This window comes from Paucibacter aquatile (genome assembly GCF_002885975.1).
Lineage (GTDB): Bacteria > Pseudomonadota > Gammaproteobacteria > Burkholderiales > Burkholderiaceae_C > Paucibacter_A > Paucibacter_A aquatilis.
This window is the reverse complement of the sequence record NZ_POSP01000003.1, coordinates 2848631-2863870: the sequence shown is the minus strand read 5'-3', so window position 1 is coordinate 2863870 and position 15240 is coordinate 2848631. Positions and strand designations below refer to the sequence as shown.

The 15240-nt window shown below is 68.4% G+C and carries 12 protein-coding genes; 4 read left to right on the top strand and 8 right to left on the bottom strand.

All coding sequences use genetic code 11. The features are described 5' to 3' along the window. Positions 1-4: 4 nt before the first annotated feature. The 4 genes from C1O66_RS15400 to C1O66_RS15385 all read right to left on the bottom strand — a co-directional run bounded on the left by C1O66_RS15400 (position 5) and on the right by C1O66_RS15385 (position 6365). Positions 5-1402 (bottom strand): bifunctional enoyl-CoA hydratase/phosphate acetyltransferase, encoded by a 1398-nt coding sequence (locus C1O66_RS15400; protein ID WP_102768689.1) that lies wholly within the window; start codon positions 1400-1402, stop codon positions 5-7. 700 nt (positions 1403-2102) lie between these two features. Continuing rightward, positions 2103-3203, bottom strand: a complete 1101-nt coding sequence (locus C1O66_RS15395; protein WP_102768688.1) for a patatin-like phospholipase family protein — start codon at positions 3201-3203, stop codon at positions 2103-2105. Between the two features lie 3 nt (positions 3204-3206). Then, positions 3207-4907, bottom strand: a complete 1701-nt coding sequence (locus C1O66_RS15390; RefSeq protein WP_102768687.1) for an AMP-binding protein — start codon at positions 4905-4907, stop codon at positions 3207-3209. Between the two features lie 147 nt (positions 4908-5054). Further along, positions 5055-6365: a tryptophan--tRNA ligase gene (locus C1O66_RS15385; protein WP_102769679.1), complete on the bottom strand. Its 1311-nt coding sequence runs from the start codon at positions 6363-6365 to the stop codon at positions 5055-5057. 155 nt (positions 6366-6520) lie between these two features. Here C1O66_RS15385 and C1O66_RS15380 point away from each other — a divergent pair, with 155 nt between their 5' ends. After that, positions 6521-8788 (top strand): putative bifunctional diguanylate cyclase/phosphodiesterase, encoded by a 2268-nt coding sequence (locus C1O66_RS15380; protein ID WP_165794631.1) that lies wholly within the window; start codon positions 6521-6523, stop codon positions 8786-8788. A gap of 35 nt (positions 8789-8823) precedes the next feature. On the opposite strand, the gene C1O66_RS15375 is transcribed toward C1O66_RS15380, so the two are convergent. Then, positions 8824-9846 carry an aldo/keto reductase gene (locus tag C1O66_RS15375; protein ID WP_102768685.1) on the bottom strand — a complete coding sequence of 341 codons (1023 nt, stop codon included), beginning with the start codon at positions 9844-9846 and terminating at the stop codon, positions 8824-8826. A gap of 115 nt (positions 9847-9961) precedes the next feature. Between C1O66_RS15375 and C1O66_RS15370 the strand changes: the two genes are divergently transcribed. After that, a complete protein-coding gene (locus C1O66_RS15370; protein ID WP_243392817.1) occupies positions 9962-10933 on the top strand; it encodes a LysR family transcriptional regulator in 972 nt (323 codons plus the stop codon). Here the strand turns inward: C1O66_RS15370 and C1O66_RS15365 are convergent. Continuing rightward, complete coding sequence (locus tag C1O66_RS15365) at positions 10914-12113, bottom strand: HAF repeat-containing protein (RefSeq protein ID WP_133155238.1); 1200 nt, start codon at positions 12111-12113, stop codon at positions 10914-10916. The two genes, C1O66_RS15370 and C1O66_RS15365, sit on opposite strands and share 20 nt — an antisense overlap. 191 nt (positions 12114-12304) lie before the next feature. After that, positions 12305-13171, bottom strand: a complete 867-nt coding sequence (gene asd / locus C1O66_RS15360; RefSeq protein WP_102768682.1) for an archaetidylserine decarboxylase — start codon at positions 13169-13171, stop codon at positions 12305-12307. Positions 13172-13282: 111 nt separating this feature from the next. Here asd and C1O66_RS15355 point away from each other — a divergent pair, with 111 nt between their 5' ends. Beyond that, positions 13283-13555, top strand: coding sequence for a ParD-like family protein (locus C1O66_RS15355; RefSeq protein WP_102768681.1), 273 nt, complete (start codon positions 13283-13285; stop codon positions 13553-13555). Then, the gene (gene map / locus C1O66_RS15350; RefSeq protein ID WP_102768680.1) at positions 13552-14346 is read left to right on the top strand and encodes a type I methionyl aminopeptidase; all 795 of its coding nucleotides are present in this window, start codon (positions 13552-13554) and stop codon (positions 14344-14346) included. Before C1O66_RS15355 ends, map begins: the two co-directional genes overlap by 4 nt. Here map and C1O66_RS15345 read toward each other — a convergent pair. After that, positions 14328-15011: a DUF2087 domain-containing protein gene (locus C1O66_RS15345; RefSeq protein WP_102768679.1), complete on the bottom strand. Its 684-nt coding sequence runs from the start codon at positions 15009-15011 to the stop codon at positions 14328-14330. The genes map and C1O66_RS15345 overlap by 19 nt on opposite strands. Between the last annotated feature and the right edge of the window lie 229 nt (positions 15012-15240).

The window sequence follows — 15240 nt, the reverse complement described above, 5'->3', positions numbered from 1 at the left end:
TTCATCAGCGCGCCGCAGCCTGCGCCGCCAGCTGCACCAGCAGGGCCGAGGAGGCCCGCGCCATGGGCCCGTCGGCCCGGCTGGTCAGGGCGATGGGCACGCGGGCGCCGAGCACGATGCCGGCTCCGGTGGCACCGGCCAGGTATTCGAGCTGCTTGGCCAGCATATTGCCGCTCTCCAGGTCGGGCACGGCCAGGATGTCGGCCTGGCCGGCCACCGGCGAGGCAATGCCCTTGATGCGGGCCGCGTCGGCCGAGATGGCGTTGTCAAAGGCCAGCGGGCCATCGAGCACGCCGCCGCGGATCTGACCGCGGTCGGCCATCTTGCACAGCGCAGCTGCGTCCAGGGTCGAGGGGATGTTGGCGTTGACGGTCTCCACGGCCGAGAGCAGGGCCACATGGGGCTGTTCGACGCCGAGGATGCGGGCGAAGTCAATGGCGTTTTGCACGATGTCGCGTTTCTCGTCCAGGCTGGGGCGGATGTTGAGCGCGGCGTCGGTGATCAACAGGGGCTTGCGGTAGAGCGGCACATCGAAGCGGAACACATGGGACATGCGCCGCCCGGTGCGCAGCTCCTTGCGCGCCAGCACGGCGTGGATCAGCTCGTCGGTGTGCAGGCTGCCTTTCATCAGGCTGGCCACGGCGCCGCTGGCGGCGAGCTCGGCCGCATGCTCGGCGGCAGCGTGGCTGTGGGCCATGTGGACGATCTGCAAGCCGCCCAGGTCCAGCCCGCAGGCCTCGGCGACGGCGCGGATGCGCGCTTCGGGGCCGATCAGCACGGGCTCCAGCAGGCCCTGGCGCGCGGCATCGACGGCGCCGGTCAGCGAGGCCTCATCGCAGGGGTGAACCACGGCGCAGCGCACGGCTGGCATGCCCTGCCCCAGGGCCAGCAAGGCCTGGAAGCGCGCTTGCGGGTCGAAGAGATGGATCTCGGGCCGTGTGCGGCGCGGCAGGCGAATCTTCTCGGTGGGCGCCAGCACGCGCGCCAGGCCTTGCGCTACGCGATCGCCGCGCTGATTGAGCAGCTCGCAGGTCAGGTCCACGGCGCCGCGGCTGCGGTCCTTGGCCGTCACGGTCACGCTGACGCTCAAGGTGTCGCCGATGCGCACCGGCTGGATGAAGTGCAGGCTCTGGTCCAAGTAGCGGGTGCCGGCGCCCGGGAACTGGGTGCCCAGCAGGGCTGAGATCAAGGCGCCGCTCCACATGCCATGACCCACCACCTCATGCATCAGCGGTGTGCCGGCCTCGCCGCTGTCCAGATGCGCGGGGTTGCTGTCGCCCGAGACCGCGGCAAAGGCCGCGATGTCCTGGGCGCTGAGCGTGCGCATCAGGCGGGCGCTCTGGCCAATCTGCAGTTCGTCAAAGGTCAGGTTTTCGACCAGGTCGGTGTCGGCGTTGTTCATGGCGGGCCCGCGCAGCAAGAAAGCACAAAGGACAGGAGGAACCAGTCCCATGGTCTGCGATGCGGATGGCAGGGGAATGACAGGGGCTGCAGTCGGCACGAAGCAGATTTCGGGTTTTGCTCGTGGGGCCCTGCAGCCCGTGCCGCCACCGGGCTCATGGTTCCGGGGTCGGCCCTGGCGGGCCGACTTCCCTGCGCTGCTCGCACCTCGGGGCTGGCGCATAACTCACTGCGCTCCCTGCGTTCGCTTCGTTCAAACAGAAGCGCCAAGTCAGAGTTTGAAGCGCACGCGTACGTGCGCGCCCCGAGGCACTGTGCTGCTCGGCCCGGCACAAATCGCCCGGCAGCGGCACGGGCTGCAGGGCGCTTGCATCGCGGTCGATGTGCCCCATCAACGGTGAAACACGCCACCTCCGGAGGTGACTCGGCCCGCCGACGGGCGATTTGTGCGCGGCCGAGGGCGCAGCGGAGCGGCTCAGGCGCGCGTACTCGCGCGCTTCAAGCGCTGACTCGGCGCCACTGTTTGACCACAGTGAGCGCAGCGAACGGAGGGAGTTTGGCGCCGCTGAGCCGGGCAGTGAGCACCGAGGGCAGTCGGCTCACAGAGCCGACCCGCGAACCATGAGCCCGGCGGCGGGGCGAGCCACCGCAGCGAGAACGACAAACCCAAGAGAGGTCGGCAATGTGCCGAAATCCGCCGCTCAGCCGCCACGGATTGGCAGGCGCAGATCGTCCAGGTAGTCGCGCTTGATGTCGACGCTGCTGCGTTGGCCCAGGTCTTTGAAATGCTGGCGCAGCCAGTCTTGCGCGTGGCTGCGGCCCAGGTCACGCAGCTGGTGGATGAGGCTGGCGCGGGTGGAGCTTTTGCTGGAGGCACTGAAGGCTTCGAGCGTTTCACCGCCGTCGATGCGGTGCATCAGCACATCTTTGTAGTGCGTCGGGTCCACCTTGCCCTCGGCCAGCAGGCGCTTGACGAAGTCGATGGCGCGCATCTCGGCGATCAGGGCGGCGTTGAAGCTGATCTCGTTGAGCCGGTCGAGGATCTGGGCGCTGCTGGTGGGCAGGGTTTCGCGTTCGATCGGGTTGATCTGCACCAGCACGATGTCACGGCCGCTGCATTGGTAGATCAGCGGGTGGATGGCCGGGTTGCCCGAGTAGCCACCGTCCCAGTAATGCTGACCGTCAATCTCGACGGCTTTGAACAGGGTGGGCAGGCAGGCCGAGGCCATCACCGCATCGACGCTGAGCCGGGTGCCCGAGAACACCTCGGCCTTGCCGTTGCTGACGCGGGTGGCGACGACAAAGACCTTGGGGGCCAGTCCAGGCCGGGCCAGGGCTTCGAAGTCGATGCGGCTGGCCACGAAGCTGCGCAGCGGGTTGATGTCAAAGGGGTTGACCTGGTAGGGCGAGACGGTGCTGGTCCAGAGCGCGCTCATGGCGTCGAGCCAGGGGGCGGCGGGCGAGCTGTCTTCGTCCACAGGGCCGAAGAGAAAGCCGAAGGGCGCGCGCTGGGCTTCGCCCAGGGCGCCCATGGCGATCACGCCGTCCCAGAAAGCGGCCAGCGATTCTCGGGCGGCATCGCGGCCATCGCCATGACCGTGCAAACGCGCTTGTGCAAAGCCGTGCGCCAGGGCCACGGCATTCATGGCGCCGGCGCTGGTGCCGCTGATGCCTTCGAAGCTCAGCCGGCCGTCCTCCAGCAGCGCGTCCAGCACACCCCAGGTGAAGGCACCATGCGAACCGCCGCCCTGCAGGGCGAGGTTGATCGGAGGCGGTGGCGGTGTGCTGGGCGTTCGGCTCATGCCTCAGTCGCCGAAGACGACCTTCTTCCTTTTGTTCACCCAGCTCTCCAGTTGCGGACCGTAGACCTCGTCGACGCGGTTGCGCTTGACCTTGAAGGTGGGGGTGATGAAGCCGTTGTCCACCGTCCAGGGCGTCTTGACGGCGACCAGGCAGTCCAGCTGCTCGTGCGGATCGAGCTGGCTGTTGACGGAGGCCAGGTGCTCGCTCAGCGACTGCACCAGGGCGGCCCGGTCGGTTTCGTTGGCGCTGTGTTCGATCGCGTTTTGCGACAGCATCACCACGCCGACGGGCTGGCCCATGTTCGCGCCGGTCACCACGCAGGCTTCCACGGCCGGGTGGGCACCCAGGCGGTCTTCGATCGGCGCGGGGGCCACGTATTTGCCCTTGCTGGTCTTGAACAAATCCTTGACCCGGCCCGTGATGCGCAAGCAGCCGCGGCCGTCGAACTGGCCTTTGTCGCCGGTGCGCAGCCAGCCGTCTTCGGTGAAGGCCTGGCGGGTCAACTCGGCTTCTTTGTAGTAGCCGCTCATGGTGGCCGGGGTGCGCACCAGCAGCTCGCCGCTGTCCGGGTCGAGGCGGGCTTCCACACCTTCAAAGGCCGGGCCCACGGTGCCGATCTGGTTTTGCCCGGGTACGGTGATGTGGGAAATGGCCAGGTTCTCCGTCATGCCATAGCCTTCGCAGATGGCCAGGCCGAGCTTGCGATACCACTCGAGCAAGGGCACGGGCATGGGCGCAGCACCGCCGGCGCAGACGCGTGCCTGGTCCAGGCCCAGGGCTTTGAGGATCTTGCGTCGCACCAGACCGCCAATCAGGGGCAGGCTGAGCAGCAGGTCCAGCTTCTTCTGCGGCATCTTGGCCTGGATGCCTTGCTGGAACTTCACCCACAGACGCGGCACCGAGAAGAAGATGGTCGGACGGGCACGTTGCAAATCGAGCGTGAAGGTGTCCAGGCTTTCAGCGAAATAGACCGCAAAGCCGGTACGCAGCCAGCCATGCTCGATCAGCACGCGCTCGACCACATGGGCCAGGGGCAGGTAGGACAGCAGGCGATCCTCCGGGCCCATGGGGATGCGCTTGAGGGCGGTGCTCATGGCCCAGGCGAAATTGCCAAAGCTGTGCATCACGCCCTTGGGTGCGCCGGTGGTGCCCGAGGTGTAGATCAGGGTGGCCAGGTCTTCGGCCGCGCGCACCGGCTCGCCTTGCAGCGGCGCCGTGCGGGCGCAGATGGCATCCCAGCCCTCGTAGGACTTCTTGGCATCATCGGGCGACAGCGGGTAGCTGATGCAGGGCATGGTGGCCGGCACGCCGGGCTTCATGCCTTCCCAGCCATCGAGCTTGCCGATGAAGCAGGCGCGGGCCTCGCTGTGCTCAAGAATCTGGCGGATGGTGTCGGGCGCCAGGGTCGGGTAAAGCGGCACCGAGACATAGCCGGCCATCCAGATGGCCAGATCGCTGAACAGCCACCAGGCACAGTTCTTGGACAGGATGGCGACCTTGGCGCCGGGCTCCCAGCCTTGGTCCTGGCCCAGGGCTTGGAGGTGGGCGGCCATGCGCCGCACCTGGTCGCCTACTTGGGCCCAGGTGAACTCTTGCGTCTGGCCCTGGCCCATGGGCTGGGTCAGCGTGACGCGTTCGGCTTGGGTTCGCTCCAGCAGGTAGAAACGCTGCAGGGCCAGGTGGTCGGTGGGGATGGCGGGCATGGGCGGGTGTCTCCTGTTTTTCGGACGGCGGAACGCGCAGCCGTCGGCATGTTTGAATGCCCAGGCTACGCAGTACCGCCTTAGCAGCCTAGCGGGTTTTCGCGCGAAATGCGCGTTTCAGGGACAGCTCTCTATTCGCCAGCAGGGTCAGGCCGCGTCGGCCGCCTGCAGGGCCAGCAGAGCAGCGTGGACCGCTGCCTCGTCCACGCCTTCGCCGCGCTGCACCGGGGCTTCGGCCAGGGCCGCGGCGCCTTCACGCTTGAGCCGTGCCACCCACTGGCCAGCATCGCGGCCGCCGGCGAAGGCGGCGCTTTGCAGCAAGACCTGACCCTCGGCGCTGACCAGCTTGAAGTAGAACTGGCCGTCGGCCTCGCGGTACTGCTTGAACACCGGCAGGGCGGCCTTGGCGGCCTTGGCCGTGTCTACCACCGGTGCGGCCACGGCATTGAAGCGGCGCAGACCCACGGCCTCGCGGGCGCGGGCCAGCAGCGGGCCGGCGATGGCGCGCGCTTTTTCGGCGCCTTGCTGCAGGATCTCCTCGATGCGCTCGGGGTGGGCCATCAGGGCGTCGTAGCGTGCGCGCATGGGGGCGATTTCGGCCTCGATCAGCTCGAACAGCTGCTGCTTGGCCTCGCCCCAGGCCAGGCCGGCGCGCAGGGCGGCGCGGAAATCGGCGCGCTGCTGCGGCGTGGCGAAGGCGTCGTAAATCGTTACCAGGGCCTGGCCTTCGGGCTCCTTGGGCTCGCCGGGCAGGCGGCTGTCGGTGACGATGCGGGCGATCGCCTCCTTCAGGCCTTTGCTGCCGCCTTCGAACAGCGGGATGCTGTTGTCATAGCTCTTGCTCATCTTGCGGCCGTCCAGGCCGGGCAAGAGGGCCACGTCTTCCTCGACATTGGCCTCCGGTAGGACGAAGAACTCCTCGCCCTTGCCAAATTGGTGATTGAAGCGCTGCGCCACATCGCGCGCCATCTCGATGTGCTGCACCTGGTCCTTGCCGACTGGCACGCGGTGGGCGTTGAAGATCAGGATGTCGGCCGCCATCAGGATGGGGTAGCTGTACAGGCCCATGGTGATGCCGGCGTCCGGGTCTTCGCCGGCCGCCACATTGGCATCCACCGCGGCCTTGTAGGCATGGGCGCGGTTCATCTGACCCTTGGAGGTGATGCAGGTCAGCAGCCAGGTCAGCTCGGGGATCTCGGGGATGTCGCTCTGGCGGTAGAAGGTGACGCGCGAGGTGTCCAGGCCAGCGGCCAGCCAGACGGCGGCGATCTCCAGGCGCGAGCGGTTGATGCGCTCGGGCTCGTCGCATTTGATCAGGGCGTGGTAATCCGCCATGAAGAAAAAGCTCTCCACCCCAGCCTCGCGGCTGGCGGCGATGGCCGGGCGGATGGCGCCGACGTAGTTGCCGAGGTGCAGGGTGCCGGTGGTGGTGATGCCGGTCAGGACGCGCTGGGTCATGGTGTGTGCGGAGATGTCGGTGAGCAGCCAGGGCAACAGGCCCTCGCAAGGTCTTGAGCGCTTATTGTCACTGCAAGCTAGCATCGGGGCTCGTGTCGCCACAGCCGCCCCTGTCTTGCCCGGGGGTCGAATGCCTGTCTCTCATGACTTCGCTGATGCTGATCGGATCCGGGTTGAACGCGATGCTGGGCATCGCGTTGCTGCTGCTGTGGCGGCAGGACCCGCGTTTCGTGCATGTGCGGCTCTGGGGCTACAGCTGGATTCTGCTGTCCACCGGCCTGACCCTGGGCATCGCCCTGGCGCCCGAGCAATCGCTGACCTGGCAGGACGATCTCCAGGCCCTGGCCGCCTCCTGCAGCATCATGGGCTCGCTGATGTTGCTGGTGGCGGGGGCCCGGGTCTACCGCAACCTCAGCTGGCCGCGCAAGTTCTGGCTTCCGGCCTTCGTGCTGATGATGGTCAGCGTGGCCTCGCTGGCGCGCGTGGACCATCGCCATGCCGTGCTGCTGGCGACGGTCTATCTGGTGACCGGTTCCTGGGCCTGCGCCTGGTGGATGGGCCAGGGCGGCAATGCCGGCGAGCGCTTTGTTGCGCTCTGCTTCGTGGCTGTGGGCCTGGTTCATGGCAGCAGCCCCATGCTGCATCCGCTGGGCCGCTCGAACATCACCCACACCCTGGGCCTGTTTGTGCAGACCACCTTGTCGCTGGGCCTGATCCTGCTGTCGGTGGCCCGCGCCCATGCCGAGACGCGGCGCCAGAACGAGCGCTTCACCCAGCTGACCCAGCATTCCCTGCAAGGCCTGGTGGTGCTGCAGGACCACCGCGCCGTCTATGCCAACCCGGCGGCCATGAGCATGTTCGGCTACCAGCCTGGTGAGGCGGCGCTGCTGCTGCAGCGGCCGGTGGAGGTGCTGTCCGAGCTGGTGCCCATGGAGCAGCAGGCCAGCGCCCGCGAGCGCCATGCCCGGGTGCTGGCCGATCCGCAGGCCCGCATCGAATGGGAGGCCACCCGCCTCACCCGCGAGGGCCAGCTCATCCATGTGCGCGGTCTGTCCAGCCATCTGGAGTGGGACGGTGCGCCGGCCGAGCTGCTGGTGATGGTCGATGACAGCTCGCGCCAGCGCGCCGTCGACGCCCTGCGCCGCCAGGCCCTGCACGACGAGCTGACCGATCTGCCCAACCGCAACTTTGCCGTCGCCCGCTTGCGCGAACTGACGCGCACCGGCGGCGCGCCCTTCGCGCTGATCTCGGCCGATGTCGACCGCTTCCAGCTGATCAACGAAAGCCTGGGCCATGCCGTCGGCGATGCCCTGCTGCACTCGGTGGCGCGCCGCCTGTGCCGCCAGCTGCCGGTGCAGGCCATGCTGATGCGCCTGGGCGAGGACCAGTTCCTGGTGCTGCTGGAGGAGGTGGCCGAGCGCCGCGAGGTGCAGCCGGTGCTGGACCAGATCCTGCTGTTGCTGGAGCAGCCCTTCGAGGTGGACGGTGAGGCCTTGTTCGTGCATCTGTCCATGGGCGTGGCCCGTTTCCCCGAGGACGGCGAGGATGTGGACAGCCTGCTGCGCGCCGCCGATTCGGCCATGCACCGCGCCAAGCAGCGCGCGGGCAGCGCCTGCGAGTTCTTTGAGCCGCGCATGAATGTGCGTTCGCGGGCGCGGCTGGAGGCCGAACAATCGCTGGGCCGGGCTATCGTCGAGCGTGAGTTCCTGCTCGAGTACCAGCCCAAGTTCCGCGCCGACAGCCGCAAGCTCTGCGGCTTTGAGGCCTTGGTGCGCTGGGAACGCCCGGGCCTGGGCCGGGTCAGCCCGGCCGATTTCGTGCCCGCCGCCGAGCGCACCGGCCAGATCAGCGCGCTCGGCCAGCTCATCATCGACACCGCCACCCAGCAGCTGCGCGACTGGCTGGACCGTTGGGGCCTGCTGGTGCCGGTGGCCGTCAATGTCTCGCCCCTGCAGTTCGACGACATCGGCTTTGCCGACCGCCTGCTGGCCCGCCTGGACGAGCTGGGCCTGCCGCACCAGAGCCTGGAGATCGAGATCACCGAAACCGCCGCCATCGGCCACCTGGGCCGCGTGCTGCCCCAGCTGCAGCGCCTGCGCAAGGCCGGCGTGCTCTGCAGCATGGACGACTTCGGCACCGGCCAGAGCTCGCTGACCATGCTGCGCCAGCTGCCCATCAGCACCATGAAGCTGGACCGCAGCATGATCGACCCCCTGCCCGAGCCCCAGGCCAGCGCCATCGTCAAAGCCACCTGCGCGCTCGGCCGCTCGTTGAGCCTGGAGGTGGTGGCCGAGGGCGTGGAAAACGAGCAGCAGGCCCAGGCGGCCCGCGAGCTCGGCTGCACGCAGCTGCAGGGTTATCACCTCAGCCGGCCGCTCGGGGCCGTGGCGGCGGGCGAGCTGCTGGGGCGCAGCTTGGCTTGAAAGATAGATAGAAAGAAGGAAGTGAGGCGCGCCGTTCAGCCGCGCGCCGACTCGATGCCCACCCAGCCCAGCTCGGTGTAGCGCGAACCGGCCACGCTGCCCGGCGCGAAGAGGCGGTTCAGAGTGTCGACCTGGGCCGGGTCCAGATGGATCTGGCCGGCGGCCCAGTTGCTGAGCAGGTGCTTCTGCCGCCGCGTGCCGGGGATGACCAGGGTGTGGGGCTGCTGGTGCAGCACCCAGGCCAAGGCCAGCTGGGCGGCGCTGTGACCCCAGTCTGCCGCCAGGCCGGCCAAGCGCTCGGCCAGGGAGCGGTTGTGCTCTCCGGCCTCGCCATTGAAGCGCGGCAGGGTGCGGCGGAAGTCATCGGGGGCCAGGTCTTGCGTGGCGGGCAGCTGGGCGCTCAGCAAGGCGCGGCCCAGCGGGCTGTAGGCGACGAAGGCCACGCCCAGCTCGGCGGTCACGGCCAGCATGGCCTGCTCGGCGCTGCGCTCCCAGAGCGAATACTCATTCTGCAGCGCCGCCACCGGCAGCACCGCATGGGCGCGGCGCAGCGTCTCTTCGCTGACCTCGGACAGGCCCACGGCGCCGATCTTGCCCTCGGCCTTGAGGTCGGCCAGGGTCAGCATCAGCTCCTCGATCGGCACGGCCGGGTCGCGGCGGTGCACATAGAACAGTTCGATGCGCTCCAGCCCCAGGCGCTGCAGCGAGGCCTCGCAGGCGGCGCGGGCATAGGCGGCGGAGTTGTCGATGTGGCGCTCGTAGGTGCCCGGTGGGCGCTTGATGCCGAACTTGCTGGCTACCACCATGTCCGCCCGCTGCGCCGGGCTCAGCCCGGCCAGGAAGCGGCCGAGCAGGCGCTCGTTGTGGCCGGAGCCGTAGGTGTCGGCGGTGTCGAGGTGGCGCACCCCGAGCTCGCGCGCGGCATGCAGGGTGGCCAGGGATTCGGCGTCGTCGACGGCGCCGTAAAACTCGCTCATGCCCATCAGGCCGAGGCCGATGGCGGGGATGTCGCGGCCGGCCAGGCGGCGCTGCAAGGGGGTGGTAGATTGGCTGTTCATGCGGTGGGGCTCACGGTGGGGGGTGGATCGAGTTCTGCATGGTGGCGATGGCGCCGCGCCGCCACAAGCCGCCGCCGGCCGCACGGGCTGTGCAGCCCTGCTTCACAATCGTCGGGTGTCCAGCGAAACCGAACTCCACACCCTGCGTGTCTTTGCCGCCGTGGCCGAGGCGCGCAGCTACCGCCGCGCGGCCCAGCAGCTGGGCCTGTCGCCCTCGGCCGTGAGCCAGGCCATGCGTCGCCTGGAGGCACAGCTGGGCGTGGCCTTGCTCAACCGCAGCACCCGTAGCGTGGCGCTGACGGCGGCCGGCGAGCGCCTGCTGGCCGGCGCCTTGCCCGCCATGCGCAGCCTGGAGCGGGCACTGGACAGCGTGGTGCAGCTGAGCGGTCGGGTGTCCGGCAGCCTGCGCCTCAGCGTGCCGCGCAGTGCGGCGCGGCTCTTGATGACCCCGCTGCTGGCGCGCTATGTGGCCGCCCACCCGCAGGTGCAGGTGGAGCTGTGCACCCAGGATGGCCTGGTTGACATCGTCGAGCATGGCTTCGATGCCGGCGTGCGATTTGCCGAACGCCTGCCGGCCGATATGGTGGCGGTGCCGCTCGGGGGCGCGCAGCGTTTCATCGCGGTGGCCTCACCCGAGTTCTTGCAACGCCGCCCGGCACCGCAGCAGCCGCAGGACCTGCTCGCCCTGCCCTGTGTGCGCCAGCGCTTCGCCAGTGGCGGCTTGTTCCGCTGGAGTTTTCTTGAACATGCGGCCGGCTGTCGCTGCGCTGGCCCTGCTTGCGCGCGAGCGGGCCTGACGACCGATCTCGACGTGCCGGGCCCGCTGACCGTGGACGACCAGGCCGTGGCCCTGCAAGCGGCGCTGGACGGGGCCGGTGTGGCTTATGTCTACGAACTGGCGGCTGCGCCCTTGCTGCAGAGCGGCCAGCTCGTCGAACTGCTGGCCGACTGGTGCGTGCCGGGCACCGGTTTCGCGCTCTACTACCCCGGCCGGCGCCAGACCAGCCCGGCCTTGCGAGCCTTGATCGAGCTCATCCAGGCGCCGCCGTTCGCGTGGCCCGCGCCGCTCAAGCCTGCATCGACTTGAGGGCCGTTGCCCGGGTGTCCCCACGGCGCTGGCGCGCCAGCAGGGCCAGCATCAGCAGGCCGCCCAGCAGCATGGCCGAACTCGCGGCTTCGGGCACGGGCGTGAGCAGGTAGCTCAGGCCATTCTGGTCGCTGACCAGGAGTTGGCCGGCGTCGTTCAAGCCCCAGACTTCGTTGAGGTAGAGCCCTTCGCCCACGCTGACCAGGCTGTTCAGGTCCACCATGCCCTGGCCGTTGGCGCCGGTGATGAAGGCGTGGCCTGCGATGTACGAGGCGCCATCGGTGCCGTTGAACAGATTGCCGGCCACGATGCCTGCGTTGTTGATGAAACTGGCTTGGCTGTGCACCCAGCCCAGGGTGCCGAGGTCGCTCATGCCCTGGGCGCCGGCACCGGTGATGAAGGCATGCAGGCTGCCATCGGCCACGCGCGATGTGCCCGCCACCTGGGCGATCTGATTGAGGGCCAGGGCCGAGCTGCTGAAGCCACCCAGGGTTCCCAGATCGGTGATGGTGGCGCCGTTCAGGCCCCAGATCACGGCATGGACGCTGCCATCGCTGAGGCCTGAGTTGCCGACGATCAGGCCGCTGCCGTTGATGGCTTGGGCACTGCTGGTGTTGCCGCCCAGGGTGAGCAGGCGCTCGGCTTCGGTGCTGTTGGCCTGCCAGCGCAAGGCATGGAACTTGGTGCTGCCGCTGCCGTCGCGGCCCATGCCGATCACGGTGCCGCTGTCATTGATGCCGCGGGCCGTCGTCACATTACCGCCAATGCCGCCGAGCAGGCGGGCGTTCTGACCTTGGGCGTCGGTCACGAAGGCTTCAACCCGGCTCGGATTCATGCCGGTGATCACTTCTCCAGCGATTTGGCCTGAGAAGTTGATCGCGTTGCCGGTGGCATCACCCGGCAGCTGGGTCATGGTCAACAGGCCCTGGCCATTGGGGCCGGTGAGGAAGGCCTGGTAGATGCCGTTGTTGTCCAACAGGCTGCCGCTGACCTGGCCGCGTGCGTTCAGCGCATAGGTGAAGGCGCCGTTCTGGCTGAGGGACTGAACCTGGTAGCTCTGCGCCTGAGCCTGGCCGCTGCAGAGCAAGCCGGCACCCAGGGCCAGCAAGGTGATCAAGGGCAGGGCGCGACGCAGGCGCGACAGGGCTCTGGAGGGGCGAGCCGAAAGCAGTGTGGTCATGAGCAGCAGGCGCAGATCAGCGACCGGACCGGCGGACTGCTGCTGGTGGATGGGGGCGCTGCCCACGCCAGAGTTGAATTGGCGATGGCCGCGATTCTCAGCACGCCCATCTTGTGCGTCGCTCGGTGCTATCCCTGCGTGTTGCGCACAAACTCCCCCCGGTTTGAGGGGGGCACCGGTGTGTCGCAGCCTCAGCGCGCCATCACCTCACCCAGCCGCACTGCGCTGCCGCGCTGCCCCAGGCTTTCGCCCTGCCAGGCCGGGTTGAACTCCAGGCCCTGGCTGGTCGGGAAGAGCATCACCACGGTGGAGCCGAGCAGGAATCGGCCCAGTTCATCGCCTTTCTTGAGGCTGACCTGGCCGGGGGCGTAACTCCATTCGCGCACGGTGCCGGGACGCGGCGGGTTGACCACGCCGTGCCAGCTGGTGGCCATGCTGCCGACGATGGTGGCGCCGACCAGCACCATCACCCAAGGGCCTTGTTCGCCTTCGAAGACGCAGACCACGCGCTCGTTACGGGCGAACAGGCCCGGCACGCCGCGGGCGGTGACCGGGTTGACCGAGAACAGATCGCCGGGCACGTGGATCATGCGCGTCAGGCGGCCATCGCAGGGCATGTGGATGCGGTGGTAGTCCTTGGGGCTGAGGTAGATGTTGGCGAAGTGACCGTCGCGGAACTGGGCGGCCAGGCTGGCGTCGCCGCCGACCAGGGCGGTGCAGCTGAAATCGTGGCCCTTGGCCTGGAAGATCTGCTCGCCGCGGATGCGGCCGAACTGGCTGATCGCGCCGTCCACCGGGCAGATCAGGGGGGCGTCGGCCAAGGGGCGGGCGCCGGGCTTGAGCGCCCGGGTGAAGAATTCGTTGAAGCTCGGGTAGGCGGCGATGTCGGGGTTGGCTGCCTCGGCCATGTTGACCTGGTAGCGGGCTACAAAGCGGCGGATGACGGCCGTGGTCAGGCCGCCCAGGCGCGCGCCCGCGCCCCAGCCGGCCAGGCGGGTCAGGGCCTGTTTGGGCAGCAGGTATTGCAGCAGCACGGCAAATCGGTCGGGCAGGGCCATCGTGAATCCGGGGGTGATCCGGTGAAAAGAGGGGCGGGCGATTGTATCCAGCGGCCCCCGGATGCTCGCCGCCTATATGTGAAACGTATATGTTTCGCATATACTGCCGCCATGGGAATCGTCAAAATTTCAGATCCGATGCACGAAAGCCTGCGCCTCGCCAGCCAGGCCTTGTCGCGCTCCATCAACGCCCAGGCCGAGCATTGGATGCGCATCGGTCTGCTGTCCGAGCTCTACCCCGACCTGGATCACCGCGAGATCTGCCGCCTGCTGATCCGTGCCGAGCAGTCCGGCGGGGTGGACTTGCTCGCCCTGGCTGCAGGTGGTGAGCTCAGTGGGGCGCGCGAAGCCAAGCTCAAGCCGGCGCTCGGAGGCGTGCAATGAGGGCGGGCGTCAAGATTCGCACGGCGGAAGAGATCGCCAAGGCGCGCGAGTCGGGCCGCCTGGCCGCCCAGGTGCTGCAGATGATCACGCCCCATGTTCAGCCCGGCGTCAGCACCGACGAACTGGACCACATCTGCCGCGAGTACATCGTCGACGAGTTGCGCGTCACGCCGGCCAATATCGGCTACCACGGCTACCCCAAGACCCTGTGCAGCTCGGTCAACGAGGTGGTCTGCCACGGCATCCCTTCGCCGACCAAGATCCTGAAAGAAGGCGACATCGTCAATCTCGATGTGGCCCTGATCAAGGACGGTTGGTTCGGTGACACCAGTCGCATGTATTTCGTGGGCCACCCCAAGCCGGCGGCACGCCGCCTGGTCCAGGTGACTTACGAAGCCATGCGCGCCGGCATCCGCAAGGTGCGGCCCGGCGCGACCCTGGGCGATGTCGGCTATGCCATCCAGAGCGTGGCCCACCAGGCCGGCTACAGCGTGGTGCGCGAGTACGGCGGCCATGGCATTGGCGACATCTACCACGACGAGCCGCACGTCAATCACTTCGGCAAGCCCGGCGAGGGTCTGCGCCTGCAGGCCGGCATGATCTTCACCATCGAGCCCATGATCAACGCCGGCAAGCGCGGCGTGAAGCAGCTGGCCGATGGCTGGACCGTGATCACGCAGGACCGCTCGCTCTCGGCCCAGTGGGAGCATATGGTGCTGGTCACCGAGACCGGCTTCGAGCTGCTGACGGCCTGGCCCGAGGGCACGGGGGACTACCCCGCGATCGAGTGAGGCTGGTATGCGCCGCCGGGCCCTGCATCGGGCGGCGGCGTGCGGCGGCCGGCAAAGCGCTGGTGGCGCTGGCGCAGCTCGGCCAGCAGCGGCCGCAGCTCTTCGCTGGGTTGCGGGTTGAGGCGCTGGTAGCGGCGCCCGCCGTCTTCGCGTGTCAGCAAGCCCATGGTGACCAGCTCGCGCCGCAGCGTGCAGTGGTCACCGAAGTCGTGCAGGGATTGCAGCAGCCGATTGACCTCGCCCTCGCTGTAGATGCGGCGGCTGTCGAAATGCAACCACAAGCCCCACAGTGCCAGGCGCTGCACCTGGTGCTTGCTGGGCCAGCGTGTCAGGCGCCCGCGCTCGTCAAACTGGCGCAGGGCACGGTCGGCCAGCGCGCTCAAACCCGGATGGCGCGGCCCCCGAGCCGGCGCGACCGTGGCGATCGGTGTGGGCTGCAGCAGCGGCGAGGGCTTGATCGGCGGCGCGGCCAGCACAGGCTGGTCGGCCTGGGCGCGCAAGGCCTGCAGATTGCGGTGGCCGGCGGCGCGCGCCAGCATGTTCAGCAGGCTCAGGTGCGAGGGCAGTTCGGCCGCTTGGGCCTGATGTTGCTGGAGCTGCTGGCGCAGCGATCTGGCCAGGGCCGAAAGATCGTCGGCATGGAAGGGAATGGCCTGTCGTGTCATGACGTGAAGTTCTCCACAAAGCGCGCACGCCATGTTTCGACCCAGGGGTCGAATGACGCTGGTGCTTGCCGACTTCCAGACGGGCGCGCGCATGAACTGGGGATTCACGTGCGGGATGTGATGGGCCGCGGAGCCGCGGCGCGCCACACTCGGTCTGTGGACTGGTGCCAATGGCAGGTTTAGCTCGCGGGGATGCCGCGCGGCAAGGCCTGGGTGTGCTGCCGACCCG

Coding starts and splice junctions, on each gene's coding strand:
- C1O66_RS15400 (WP_102768689.1), bottom strand. CDS start 1,402: ATGAACAACGCCGACACCGACCTGGTCGAAAACCTGACCTTTGACGAA.
- C1O66_RS15395 (WP_102768688.1), bottom strand. CDS start 3,203: ATGAGCCGAACGCCCAGCACACCGCCACCGCCTCCGATCAACCTCGCC.
- C1O66_RS15390 (WP_102768687.1), bottom strand. CDS start 4,907: ATGCCCGCCATCCCCACCGACCACCTGGCCCTGCAGCGTTTCTACCTG.
- C1O66_RS15385 (WP_102769679.1), bottom strand. CDS start 6,365: ATGACCCAGCGCGTCCTGACCGGCATCACCACCACCGGCACCCTGCAC.
- C1O66_RS15380 (WP_165794631.1), top strand. CDS start 6,521: ATGCTGATCGGATCCGGGTTGAACGCGATGCTGGGCATCGCGTTGCTG.
- C1O66_RS15375 (WP_102768685.1), bottom strand. CDS start 9,846: ATGAACAGCCAATCTACCACCCCCTTGCAGCGCCGCCTGGCCGGCCGC.
- C1O66_RS15365 (WP_133155238.1), bottom strand. CDS start 12,113: ATGACCACACTGCTTTCGGCTCGCCCCTCCAGAGCCCTGTCGCGCCTG.
- asd (WP_102768682.1), bottom strand. CDS start 13,171: ATGGCCCTGCCCGACCGATTTGCCGTGCTGCTGCAATACCTGCTGCCC.
- C1O66_RS15355 (WP_102768681.1), top strand. CDS start 13,283: ATGGGAATCGTCAAAATTTCAGATCCGATGCACGAAAGCCTGCGCCTC.
- map (WP_102768680.1), top strand. CDS start 13,552: ATGAGGGCGGGCGTCAAGATTCGCACGGCGGAAGAGATCGCCAAGGCG.
- C1O66_RS15345 (WP_102768679.1), bottom strand. CDS start 15,011: ATGACACGACAGGCCATTCCCTTCCATGCCGACGATCTTTCGGCCCTG.